12 protein-coding genes are annotated in these 12,963 nt (G+C 41.5%); 11 read left to right on the forward strand and 1 reads right to left on the reverse strand.

The features are described 5' to 3' along the window. Positions 1 to 243: 243 nt before the first annotated feature. A complete protein-coding gene (locus tag Ga0466249_RS16725; protein WP_215830624.1) occupies positions 244 to 2,511 on the forward strand; it encodes a molybdopterin-dependent oxidoreductase in 2,268 nt (755 codons plus the stop codon). Positions 2,512 to 2,552: 41 nt separating this feature from the next. Next, a complete protein-coding gene (locus Ga0466249_RS16730) occupies positions 2,553 to 2,888 on the forward strand; it encodes a 4Fe-4S dicluster domain-containing protein (RefSeq protein ID WP_215830625.1) in 336 nt (111 codons plus the stop codon). Positions 2,889 to 3,088: 200 nt separating this feature from the next. Here the strand turns inward: Ga0466249_RS16730 and Ga0466249_RS16735 are convergent, their stop codons facing one another. Continuing rightward, positions 3,089 to 3,385, reverse strand: coding sequence for a hypothetical protein (locus Ga0466249_RS16735; RefSeq protein WP_215830626.1), 297 nt, complete (start codon positions 3,383 to 3,385; stop codon positions 3,089 to 3,091). Positions 3,386 to 3,570: 185 nt separating this feature from the next. Between Ga0466249_RS16735 and Ga0466249_RS16740 the strand changes: the two genes are divergently transcribed. From Ga0466249_RS16740 to Ga0466249_RS27575, 9 genes are all read left to right on the forward strand, one after another. Further along, complete coding sequence (locus Ga0466249_RS16740; protein WP_215830627.1) at positions 3,571 to 3,729, forward strand: hypothetical protein; 159 nt, start codon at positions 3,571 to 3,573, stop codon at positions 3,727 to 3,729. Between the two features lie 163 nt (positions 3,730 to 3,892). Continuing rightward, complete coding sequence (locus Ga0466249_RS16745; RefSeq protein WP_215830628.1) at positions 3,893 to 4,216, forward strand: hypothetical protein; 324 nt, start codon at positions 3,893 to 3,895, stop codon at positions 4,214 to 4,216. A gap of 464 nt (positions 4,217 to 4,680) precedes the next feature. Further along, the gene (locus Ga0466249_RS16750) at positions 4,681 to 4,848 is read left to right on the forward strand and encodes a hypothetical protein (protein WP_215830629.1); all 168 of its coding nucleotides are present in this window, start codon (positions 4,681 to 4,683) and stop codon (positions 4,846 to 4,848) included. A 320-nt stretch (positions 4,849 to 5,168) separates the two neighbouring features. Then, the gene (locus tag Ga0466249_RS16755; RefSeq protein ID WP_215830630.1) at positions 5,169 to 5,969 is read left to right on the forward strand and encodes a replication initiation protein; all 801 of its coding nucleotides are present in this window, start codon (positions 5,169 to 5,171) and stop codon (positions 5,967 to 5,969) included. 335 nt (positions 5,970 to 6,304) lie between these two features. Beyond that, positions 6,305 to 7,135, forward strand: coding sequence for a TIGR04282 family arsenosugar biosynthesis glycosyltransferase (locus tag Ga0466249_RS16760; RefSeq protein ID WP_215830631.1), 831 nt, complete (start codon positions 6,305 to 6,307; stop codon positions 7,133 to 7,135). Between the two features lie 36 nt (positions 7,136 to 7,171). After that, positions 7,172 to 8,275, forward strand: coding sequence for a heterodisulfide reductase-related iron-sulfur binding cluster (locus tag Ga0466249_RS16765; RefSeq protein WP_215830632.1), 1,104 nt, complete (start codon positions 7,172 to 7,174; stop codon positions 8,273 to 8,275). 14 nt (positions 8,276 to 8,289) lie between these two features. Next, a complete protein-coding gene (locus tag Ga0466249_RS16770) occupies positions 8,290 to 9,252 on the forward strand; it encodes a DUF169 domain-containing protein (protein WP_215830633.1) in 963 nt (320 codons plus the stop codon). 161 nt (positions 9,253 to 9,413) lie between these two features. Beyond that, a complete protein-coding gene (locus Ga0466249_RS16775; protein WP_215830634.1) occupies positions 9,414 to 10,244 on the forward strand; it encodes a TIGR04282 family arsenosugar biosynthesis glycosyltransferase in 831 nt (276 codons plus the stop codon). A 336-nt stretch (positions 10,245 to 10,580) separates the two neighbouring features. Continuing rightward, complete coding sequence (locus Ga0466249_RS27575) at positions 10,581 to 12,740, forward strand: sigma-54 interaction domain-containing protein (RefSeq protein ID WP_215830635.1); 2,160 nt, start codon at positions 10,581 to 10,583, stop codon at positions 12,738 to 12,740. The last annotated feature ends 223 nt before the right edge of the window (positions 12,741 to 12,963 follow it).

A 12,963-nucleotide genomic window follows, 5' to 3' on the forward strand; every position in this document is an offset into this window, starting at 1 on the left:
CAGGCACTAACAAATTGGCACACTTATTGCATAATTACTAAGTCGTAACATGAAAAAAATAAACGGATATACGGACTATTAAGATATGACTCATTTCATCCAGGGGTGGAAATAAGCGTATTATACCTTGGAGAGTAAATGGGTAATCTGGTCTGATAAGTTTCAGAGGGAGGTGGTATGGTTTAGAAAATCAGGGACTGGAAACATAGCTTTTTTAGAATTCTTGAAAGGGTTGATGAGATCATGAAAAAAGAGTGGAAAACACAGAATGAAGATGGCTCTTATACAGTTAGAACTTGCTGTTGGTCACCGCCAGGAGATCATCCCGTCGGATGCGGCTTGAAATTGACGGTCAAGGACAACAAACTGATCAAAGTTGAAGGGGATGAAGAACATCCTATTACGCAAGGCCGGGTATGCGTCAGAGCCCTGTCACTGCCTGAATTTGTCCATCATCCGCAACGTATTACGAGCCCAATGAAGCGTGCCCATGAGGATCGCGGTAAAGACAAATGGACGAAGATCTCTTGGGACGAAGCTTGGGACATTATTGTTCCTAAGATAAAGGAACTTAAAGAAAAGCACGGTGCTGAGTCGATCGTTGTATTCGGTGGAACCGGACGGGAAGCTTGCTTGTATTACTATCCACTGGGATTTGCTTCGATTGGTACTCCTAACGTATGTTATCCCCAAAGCGGTTGGTCCTGCTACGGCCCGAGGTGCTCGATTACGGACTATATTTTGGGTGCGGGATATCCGGAACTTGACTATGCCGGAACCTATCCGGACCGTTATGACAACCCGAACTATGTATTGCCGAAGTATGTCATTGAATGGGGCAAAAATCCTTTGATGTCCAATGGGGACGGTTTCTTCGGCCATGCTTTGATTGATTTGATGAAACGCGGAACGAAGATCATCTCTGTAGACCCGCAGATCACATGGCTTGGCACCAGATCGGCCTATGTGTTGCAATTGCGGCCTGGGAGCGATACAGCTCTTGCTCTTGGTTTGTTAAACGTCATAATCAATGAAGATCTCTATGATCATGATTTTGTTGATAATTGGTGCTATGGGTTTGACGAACTGAAGGAACGTGTTCAAGAATATCCACCGGAAAAAGTGGCTGAAATCACCTGGGTTCCTAAAGAAAAAATTATAGAAGTAGCCCGGGAATTTGCAACCAATCACCCTTCGTCCATTCAGTGGGGCTTGGCAGTCGACCAAAACCCGAATGGCGTTCAGTTAGGACATGCGATTCTTACTCTTGGCGCGATTACTGGCAATCTCGACGTGCCTGGCGGCATCACGGTAGGGCCACCTGCTGCTTTACTTGGAAAATGGCGTGTGGAAACTAGGAGCAATCTGTCGGATGAGCTCTGGGATAAACGGATCGGTGCCAAAGAGTGGCCTGCACTAAGTACTGCTATGGCTACGACACATCCGGATGAAACCTTGGATACTTTGGAAACTGGTAAACCTTATAAACTAAGAATGGGCTGGTTTAACAGCAGTAACTTTATTACTCCTACCTGTTCGGCAGCACCTGACAGATGGTATCGGGCTTTAAAATCTTTAGAGTTCAACGTTGTGCAGGATTGTTTCATGACTCCGACAGCAATGGCATTTGGCGATATCTTCCTACCGCTGCCTACGGTTGCTGAACATGATGGCGTAGTTGTAACTCACTATGGCCGTAATGCCGTGTTCTTAGGTGCCATGAACAAGGCTCTGGAAGTTGGCGACTGCAAATCTGACATCGAAGTCTGCATTGAATTGGGTAAAAAACTTCACCCGAATATGTGGCCATTCGATAGTGTGGAAGATTTCTTCAGCAAACAGCTGAAGCCGGAATTGGGAATTGACTTCAATGAACTTAGGGAAATTGGCTTATATCAGCCGAAATACACTTATAAAAAATATGAGACAGGCCAATTGCGCGGCGATGGCGAGCCTGGATTCAACACCGTTACTGGCATGGTTGAGTTGAGTTCGACCTTATTCGAAGCGTGGGGCGATGACGCTTTGCCATACTATAAAGAACCTCCCTACAGCCCGTACAGCACTCCGGAATTGTTCAAAGAATATCCGTTGATCCTTACGACCGGAGCAAGAACATTTGCGACTTTCCATTCGGAACATAGGCAAATTTCAACTTTGCGCGAAATTACGCCATATCCTGTTATGAATATTCATCCGGAGACAGCAGCTCAGCTTGGTATTAAAGAAGGCGACTGGGTCTGCATCGAAAACATGTTTGGTAAGGCAAAAGAAAAAGCGCATCTGACACCATGTATCCATCCGAAAGTTGTTCATGCCGAACATGGCTGGTGGTATCCTGAGCAGAAGGCTGAAGAGCCCAATCTGTATGGCGTATGGAAATCTAATATTAACACTTTGGTGCCTCATAAACAGATAGGAAAACTTGGTTTCGGCGCACCATTCAAACAAATGATCTGCAAGGTTTACAGAGTAGATTCTTTGGAATCTGATGTCGGATTTGAAGCGTAAGCCGAGCTAGCAGACAACTATAGTAATAGGAGGGGAAATAAATGGCACGTAACGGTTTGTTGATTGACTATGAGTATTGCACAGGTTGCCATAGCTGCGAAGTTTCTTGCAAAAACGAACATAATATTCCTCATGGTCAATGGGGAATCAAACTAACTGAGGTAGGTCCTTTTAAAATTAACGAAGATAAATATGAGTGGGATTATGTTCCTGTTCCTACTTCTTACTGTGATTTATGTGAAGACCGGGTAGCAAAAGGTGAAAAACCAGCTTGCGTTCTTCATTGCTTAGGCGCCTGTATGGAATACGGACCAGTGGAAGAACTGGCTAAAAAAGCAGAAGCAAAAGGGAAAAAAGTAGCAATATTTACTCCCTGAAAATAAATCATAATGATTTGTTCTTTGTAAGTAAGCTGAACTGCCATGATTCTCTTATTTCAAGAGGTCATGGCACAGAATGCTTGCTGTATTTTGTTGTCTATTTCTAAAAAACTCCGGAGTACATGAGATTGCGCGAAAAACAAAAAAACCTGCAGGATAACATTGCAGGATAGAGCAATTTGAGGGCTATTTAACAATCACACATTGGGTGGCTGTTCGGGACGATTGTTTTTGGGCGGCGTATGCCATTGACAAGTTGTTTCGTTGCCGTCTTTGGGCAGTGCTTTATGCCGATTGCAAGGGTTTGAGCACATTTTTCCAATGTATAAGCACATAACGGTGGGACGTGGAGTCGGAGCAGGCAGAATTGCACCGCATTTTTTGCAAAGATTGGTTGAGTCGCGAAAGGTAAGCGAATGGCAGACAAGACATTTTACCGGTCTTTCTTTTGGCGGCTTACAACCACCACAATATGGATTACAGGACCAGCACACAGTATCTCCCCCTATTCATCAAAAAAACGTTTTCCATAATTTCATTATAGATAGGCGGATGAATGTGGTCAACAGTTTCATACGAATATTTGAATTTGAACATTAGGGGTGTGCCTTTCAAATGATCATTATTTGATCATTTGAAAGATAATATTGTAGTATACAATTAGAAGGAGGTGACAGATATGGCTGAAGAAAAAAAAGTTGAAGAGCAAGTGGTTAAGCCAAAGAGGAAAATTGAAAAACCTCTTAATCCGTTAGCTCAGAAACCAGGACAAAAATATGGATCAACGAAGTTTGAACCAGAAAAGCCTTACAAAGAACAATTAAAAACAGATCAGTGATTTTTACAATCGCAAATTACAAGCTTTAGAATGAAAAAGTATGTTTTTCCGATGGAATGATTTATTGCGAAAGCCAGCCGGACCAATACTTGATTGGAAAGGTTGCTTTCGTTTTTTTCAATTATTAATGTAGTCAATTATTGAAAGGATAGGTGAATTGTAGATGTTTAGCAAAAAGATCGGAGATAATAATCTAAGTGTAACAATGGATGAAGCTGTACAAAAAGATCTTGTAGGACGCGGTGTTCGCCCTGCTGAAATATATAGCTTAATAGTAAGCTTTGCAGACAAACTGCTTGTCACAAAAAAAGATAATGAATTATTTCTTACAAATGATCAAACTGGAGCTAAATTGGTCCTTGAAATGAAATGGGCATCCGAAAAGAATGTCACACTTTATGTAACGAAGACGTTTAACATAGGGGATGACCGCGACAGGCGAGTAAATTTGACACCTCATTCTGAAGAAGTATCGCATGCTATATAAATATCCTATAGTACTGTAATAACATTTTAAAACGATACTTTGATTGCAAAAAAGAGATTATCTGATTTTTCTGCGGCTTTTTCACCTTGTGAACTTGCAAATGCGTGTCCTAAAACGAGATCGAATGTTTGTAGTTGACAAAAGGTAAAAACCTGAGGAAGCAAGGTATTAAGCCGATTTGCCCCTTTTTAATAAACTGGCACGATTATTGCAACAATACAGAGTAAGTAATGTAATTGTAGTTGATATCCGGGCTTTAAACGAGATATTCAGTTCAGAGTCATAATCCAATCAGACTTTAGATTTAATTGGATAATTTGGTCCGGTATAAGCAAGAAGGAGGTAGCGTGTGGAAGAGAAAAACCTGTAGAGCTTATTAATAGTTGAACGTCCAACGAATGGGACTGTTCGCCTACAAATCGTTATTAACAAAGATGATCACTGACAAAAGGAGGTAGAGTGCAATGTGCTTTAGACCAGCAGGTGTAGCAAAAAGTCAAGTATGCCCGAAATGTGGCAAGAAATTGATGCCAATAGGAGGGGTTATGCAAAAAAAGTGCCCTTTTTGTAAGACGGATTTAACAAATTTATCTGAAGAAAAACAAACTAAACAAACTCCTCCTAAAGCATAAATTTCTTTTTAGAGTTTAGATCCACTAATGACTAAATATTAGAAAGGGTCCGGAGGAAAGAGTTACTCATGGTCAGAGTGTGTAATACCAACTATAGAAGCAATGTGCGTAAGTAAGAACATGTTCATGGTATTTGATGGCTTTGATTTTCATGATCGTTTCCTAGGGGCTATCGCAAAGCAGTTTTTTTAATCTGTCTTGCGATAGCCCCAATCTTTTTAATCGAGATTATTCGAGATTATTATTATCATGATTGCAAATGTGATTTTATTTGCAATCAGAAGATGCTTAATGTACAATGGATTCATGAGGTGAAATCCATGGAATTTGAAAAATTGGTCACTGCAGCTCTCAAACCGAAAGGATTAATCGCTAGGCCGAATCAATTGATACGGTTGGATGGTATCATTGGCCGACGGGATCCGCTTACAGAACTGCAGAGAAAAATGATTACTGCGATAATTTCTTTACGGCATAAGACGGAACAATTTGAGTCCCAGAGAACAACATACAAAATGGGAATTGATGAATTTCTAAATATTTGTGATATACATCAGGAAGATATTTATTCATATCTGACCAATGAAATCGAAAAAGTATTGAAAAAAGGTGTCTCATTATATGATGAAATCAATAAAAAACTGACTCACACCTTATGGTTTCAAGCCATCGAGTACGATGACAAGGAAATAACGTTTCAATTTGCTGAAAAAATGCTGCCTTTAATTATTAAATTTGCGCCGAACGATACTGAGTACGAGTTGGCGAAGAGGCTACAGTATAAAGGCAAGCATACGTTAGCTGTTTTCGATATTATTTGGCCATGGAGATCAAGGGGCCTAACTGAACTTTCTATTCCGGAGCTGATGCAGCAATTATCCTTGGAACATACCCGTTATTCTTATGGCCAGTTAAAACTTCGCGTTTTAGAGCCTTCGCTTGAAGAGATCTATGCTTGGGACGATGCCATATTCGTACGTTTTGGACCAACTTTTTCGGGGCGCAGGGTGGAAGGCGTTTGGTTTGAAGTTACGGTGGGCGAAAAGGCCAGGAAACTGAGAAAAAAGGAACCGGAGTTTAAATTTTTACTTCCGGAAGAAAAACCGACTAAAGCCAATTAAAGGTGATTAGACAGGAAAACTCATCGATTGCAAGCGACACTTAAATCGCAATCGATGGTTTTTTTTTGCAATTAAAAAAACAATGAATACAAATTTATATCAAAAAAATTGCCGTGTCAAAATGAAACGCTGAAAGCGGATAATTCCCAAAAAAAGAAAAAGAATTTCTTAATCTGATCAATATACTGTAAGAAATATCGTATATAACAAAGAACATTTCATTTTTTTTGCAGGTAAATTTCTTGGCACGAAGTTTGCATATCTATAATATATGAGTAGCTTTATTGTTAGAAGTAGATTTGTTCGAAAGTACGTTTATAGGAGAGATTAGATACATGCGAAATGCAATTGTTGTTTTTTCTAAAGTGCCTAAACTAGGGAAGACCAAGACGCGCCTTACTACGGAAAAGGGCGGAATTATGACGCCGGAAGAAGCGATGGCTTTTTATGAGGGATGCGTACTGGATGTAATTAACGTATGCATTGCAGCGAAATGCGGTGATGTTTGGATTTGTTATAATCATGACGGAGATCATGCGTATCTGGAAAATTTGCTGCTCAGAACTGCTGATCAGTCACAGATTCGCGGGATTTTTGCGGACAAAGGCGGAAGTTTCGATGACTGCATGCAGTATGCTGCAGATCATATTCTGAAGAATGGGTCTCCGGATCGGCTGGCTGACAGTGTCATGATTGTTGGCGGGGACATTCCGAGTCTCCAGCCGGAATTATTGCAAGATGCCTACGGAAAAATGGCAAAGTTGGCAGTCAGCAAGTCTGGTCTAGCAGTGGCAAATAAGACGACGATGTCAGATTTCCCCGTTGGAGCGGCGATGGTAGAAGGAGCCTGCCAAGAAGGCGGTTTTTCCATCATTGGTTTCACTTGCGAGACGTCATTTGATTTCCATAAGGTATTCTATAATATGGACGGGATAACCGCTTTGGATATGCTCGTAGCCAAAGCGAAGGAAGAGAAGATCCCTCTAGCTACGGTTGCAATGGCACCGGATGTGGATATTCCCATTGATCTGGCAAGCATGATCCCAGTACTCAGAGCCCTTCAACTATCTGCTTGCTATGACGACAGTGTTATGGTTCCAGTTAATACGATTGAAGTAATGGAAAAAATCGGTTTAGAAAGTGCAACAACGCCGACTCAGAGATAGACTTGTGAAGAAATCTCAAAGATAAGGTGAATAGCAATGGAACCTAATCATCTAGAAAAATTAATGGCCGAATGTTTGCAATGTAAGCAATGCTCGAATTGTTGTTCGCTCCTAGCTAAAAGCGGGCAATCACCGTTAGACATGACAAAACGGGGAATTACGCTGTATGAGGCATTAAGCTGCTCCTTATGTGGAGCGTGCGAAACTGTTTGTCCAAAGCGATTGAGTCCTAAACAACTTTTTCTTGCCCGACGGAGAGAAGCAGTAAAGAGTGGCGAGATTGACAGTGCGGCGTACCGTTATTTGTTGCCTGATCGCAAAAATAATATAATGAATGCCTATCGTAGCTACTATGGAATTGATTATAGCGACGTGAATTCCTTCAGTCATGCTGAAACATGTTTTTTCCCCGGCTGTACCTTGATGACTTATTCTCCGAATTTGACGCGGGCAATTTATGAACGTTTAAAGGATAGTTGCGGTTGCAAGGGAGTATGGACGGAGTGTTGCGGAAAGTTGCTCGATCAGATAGGATTGCAGGAGAGAGTGAAAGATTTCCGCAGCTGTCTGCAAGGGTTTGTGCAGGAACACAATATAAAACGGATTATCGTGGCTTGCCCGGGATGCTATTATGAACTGCAAGATGTGTTTCAAGCTTGCGACGTGATCGTTCAAACAGTCTATGAAGTCATAGACTTTGCAAAACAAGAGCAAAGTGACAATAGACAATACACGGTTCATGATTCTTGTCCAGATCGTTTTGCCGGAATATTTGGCAGCCAGGTACGCCAAGCTTTGAAACAATGTGGTTTCTCTACAAGAGAGATGGCTCATACCCAAATGAATACCATTTGCTGTGGAAGTGGCGGGCAATTATCACATTTTCGCCCTGAATTGGTAGAGGAATTAGTAAAGCTGCGGCAACAAGAAGTCCGTGAAACCAATGCGGATGTACTTGTTGGGTACTGTCTCAATTGCGTTTTGAAATATGATAATTATTCTTCTGAAATCCCGGTGACTCATGCTCTGAATTTGCTGTTGGGTTTGCAGGACGACTATAAAGGAGGTAAGGCGCGGTTGGAAAAGATGTTCAGTGGCTCGGACGGAGAAAAACGTTGGGAAGAAATTATTGCAGATTGAAAGGATGAGGGACTTTGAACAACAAAGACCTTGCTAAAGCATTTAAAGATATGTTGACACTGCGCTGGTCGCCTGTTGCTGTAAAACTGTTGAAACCTGATGAGCCCATTCCGGATAATGTCTCGGAGCCGTCTGTTCCGCTGCGGCACTGCCAGGCCATTACGGTTGCCAGGCGGGGTAGCAGCCTTTATATGCCACCTAATAAACATGCCTGTCCTGATGGAGCAGCGATTATGGGGTTGGTTCCCATGTCGCCCAAGTTACGGTCAGGAGAATTATATCTTTTGTTTAAAAAATTGCCTAATATTGAATGCGCGCAAAAAATGATCGCTTCTCGGCCAGAATTTGAAGCAGGAGCATATCAGGCTTCTATTGTTGCTCCATTAGAGGATGCAGCTTTCGAGCCGGATGTGGTTATCTTTACAATTTATCCAGAACAGGTCATGTGGCTTTGCTGTGCTTCCAGCTATGGTAGCGGTGAACGTCATGTATTCCATACCTCAGGCTATAATTCTACCTGTGCTGATTTGACAGTGCAGGTTATGAAAAGTCAAAAAATGAACATATCTTTTGGTTGTTATGGCGCCAGGGCTATAAGCGATATTAATGATTTTGAAGCATATCTTTCCGTACCGTTTAACCAAATGCATTCCTTGGCGGATTCGCTGAGGAAACTATCTGTTAAAAGCATTCCTGAAGCGCGCAGAAAGATCTATATGCCTCCCGTGATTGATAGAGGGATTTCTTCTGAGCAGGTAGGTGCTTGTTCCGTCAAGGTGCGGATCAATGAAGAACGTTGCGATGGATGCGGCTTATGCGAGGCATTTTGTCCGGAAACGGTTATTGAAATGAAAGCGATGGGCGATATCGTTAAAGCAGCAGCAATTGCCGCTGAGAAATGCTGCGCCTGTTATACCTGTGTGGGACAATGCCCGAAAAAAGCAATCCAATTGGAATTGTCTCAAGGCAAACCGTAAGAATTTAGGTCAAAGGCGAGTGCAAGATTTTTATGGGCATATTGAAGTGGAGAGATTTTTGCAATTTTGAATTCACCGGCATTATAAGATAACAAAGCAAGAAAAAATTGCACAAGATTAGGGTCAAGATAATCTCATAAGTAAGTTGGAGATGATATTGGATGCGAAATGCAGTTGTTATCTTTACGAAAGTACCTAAAGAAGGCGAAACAAAAACTAGGCTGACAATAGACTGTGGCGGGATATTCACGCCTGTAGAAGCAAAAAAGTTTTATGAAGCCTGTCTTTTGGATGTGGTGGATCAGTGCATTGTCTCGAATTGCGGTGATGTGTATATCTGTTATAATCAATTGGGAGATAGGAGCTATTTGAAACAATTGATTGCAACTGTTTCTGCCCCCGAAGCGATCAAGGAAATGTTCCCGGATCAAGGGGGTTGTTTTGATGCTGCTATGCAATATGCGGCTGATTATATATTACGGGACGGAAGAGACGAAAGATTAGCCGATAGCATTTTCATCGTGGGCGGAGATATGCCTGGTTTGCAGTCGGCAACTTTGCAAGACGCTGTAAAAAAGTTGGAAAAACTTGCTTTAAGCCAGAGCGCGTTCGACTGCGTCAAACGATGTGAAGGCTCTAGGTCGAATATCGGCGCCGCAATGGTTGAATCTGCTGATCAGGCGGGAGGGTTCAATATTATTGGTTACACATGCACTACGCCTTTTAACTTTGAGCAGCTTTTTTATAATATGGAAGGTGCTACGGTGCTGGATCTAGTCGTACAGAAAGCGATGGAAAATGCCATTCCACTCAGCCTGCTTGAAATGGTGCCGGATATTGATATTCCGGAAGATCTGGGCGGCTTTATACCGATCATGAATACTTTGAAATTGGCAGAGCACTATGATTCCCAGATCGTGTCGCCTAAAAGGACCATAAAAATTTTGCAGGAAATGGGTATCGAATCTGCGGCTAAGGTACCGGAAAATTGAACGGTGATATAAAGGCAGGCTTATTCGGTTTATAATAATCACAGAAAACTGGGATATTTAAGCCAAAGTGGCTCAGATATCCCAGTTGTATTGCTGGTGCATTTGCCGATAACATTGTATTGCAACCCTGCGCAGCATAGACTTTTTTTGATATATTTTGTTATGATAGTGTCATTTTGACATAATTACCAAAACAATCTACAATAAAAAGTGAGAATATTAGCCTTATTCACTCAAATTATGTACTATCATACTTGAGCCCGGTATGCGGTTATTGACCAGCCATAGGCGAGTATTTATGTTGTTTCTTAAGTGAAATAATAGGAGGAACTGAAAGTGGCCATTTTCAATCAGACTCATGACATTCCAACTGCACAAACTAATTCTGCCACTGACAATAAAAGGACTCTTGCCCAGGAACGCTGGCAAGCCATACTGCAATACAAGCAGGCTTTTTTGCAAAATAATGTTGAAGACCTATGCCGGTATCCCTTCATGAACCAAGATGTTGTCGCTTCTTGGCTCAGATCCCGCAAGATGGGTGTAAATCCTTATTCTGTAATCGGCCATTCCAATTTAAACCAGGAAAAGTTGTCCGAGATAATGGATAAATATCATTTGCTGATCAAAGTCACAAATTCATTGATTGAAAATTTTAAAGACATGTTTCTGTCTTGCGGGGACATATTGTATTTATTTGACAAGACCAGGATAGTCTTGTTGAATGAAGGAAGTTGGGAAAATTCTCCCCTATTTCCTGAAAACCATCCCCGCACGGGAATTGTTTCCGATGAGCATTCAGAAGGTACTACTGCCCATGAACTTTGCATCCGCCTTGAGCGGCCCGTACAATTATTGGGTCCGGAACATTATTGTGTGGCTTTTCAGAGCTGCATTGCTTCCGCCGCTCCGATTAGGGATGAAAATGACAAAGTCAATGCTGCCCTGGTTCTATTGAACCGACCTTTGCAGGAACCACCCGGGGAAGAAGTTCTTGAAAAAATGTGCTTGCACAGTTTGGGTTTGGTTACTTCTCTGGCGACAGCGATTGAGACTCAGTTCAAGCTGGCCAAAGTTACCAATGATTTTTGTGATGCCAGTGAGCAGGCAGAAACTTTTAATTGCCATTTTCAAATTGCCATGGATCGTTTTGCAACTGTTCGTAATGCACTAAATACTACATTGGCTATAGTCAACGAAGGAATTATTGTTACTAACCGCGTTGGGAAGATAATTCATATCAATAAGGAAGGCATGCGCATTTTGAAGCTCAGGCCGGACCAAATAGAGAATAGAAATATTAACGATTTTCTTAGCATTGATTCTTCCATCATGACATTGGTTGAAAAGGGTGAAATTGTTACTACAAAAGAATGTATTTGTGGGGGTACTGATGGCCAGCTACACCAAGTTTGTATTCGTCCGGCGTTTAATCCGTACACGCAGAAATTAGATATTGTTGTATTTAAATTGAATTCTTCCGAGAAAATAATTGCTAAAATTAATAACAGATCCGGTAGTTTGACGAATAATACTTTTGAACATCTTGTTGGGGATAATTTTGAATTTAAAAAAAGTGTTGTCATGGCACGACGCTTTGCCAGTACGGCCGATAATATTCTCTTAATCGGGGAAAGCGGTACCGGCAAGGAACTATTTGCCCAAGCTATCCATAATATATACCGTCCCCAGAGCCCTTTTATTGCCGTGAACTGCGCAGCTATGCCATCGCAATTAATCGAAAGCGAAATGTTCGGCTATGAAGGCGGTAGTTTTACCGGTGCTGAGCGCAGTGGGAGACCAGGTAAAATTGAGTTGGCGCATGGCGGGACGCTTTTTCTGGATGAAATCGGCGATATGCCCATTGAATTGCAGGCTGTTTTGCTGAGGACTCTGGAGGACAAGCAAGTCATGCGCATAGGCGGCAGACGCTACAAGCAAGTCGATTTCCGGCTGATTTCCGCTACGAATAAAAATCTTTATCAAATGGTAACTGAAAAAAAATTTCGTGGAGATTTATTCTTTCGTTTGGCAGTACTGCCGATTAAAATTCCTCCATTACGCGAAAGAGGTTGTGATATTGAAATCTTAAGCAAATTCTTCATTGGAAAATATTGCCATAAGCAGGGCTGGAAGGTCCCACAAATCAGCCCGGCAGCACAGAAAATAATTAATCAATATGAATGGCCTGGTAATGCCCGACAGTTACAGAATGCGATGATCTATGCGGTTAATACTTCTATGGATGGAATTATTAAACCTGATAATCTTCCCAGCTATATTCCTTTGGCTACTTGCCCGATTAAAATTGACGGTATGGCGATAACTAGCAATGAGAAAATAGGTGATATGCTTTGTCTGGAAAAGATGGAAAAAAGCGCCATTGAAACTGCTCTGGCATATGCAAACAATTGCGTGCCTAATGCAGCCGAGTTATTGGGCATAAGCCGTTCAACTTTGTATAGAAAATTAAAGGAATATAATATTGATTATTGATTGAAAGCTCGGCGGATTGAATTTATCTGGAGCCATCATAGGAATTAAGAGTTTGTAGAGATGCAAGCTCTTTTTTTATTCAGTGGCACTTTCGTTGATTAAATAGATAAAATGCTTAAAGTGATAATGTGATCGCAAAATCGGAATCGGCATAATGGCTTTTTTGGCAAATGTTTTAAGTTATCGTATCATTTTGACACGATAAGAAAGAAAATCGTTCTAA

Source organism: Pelorhabdus rhamnosifermentans, assembly GCF_018835585.1.
GTDB lineage: Bacteria > Bacillota > Negativicutes > UMGS1260 > UMGS1260 > Pelorhabdus > Pelorhabdus rhamnosifermentans.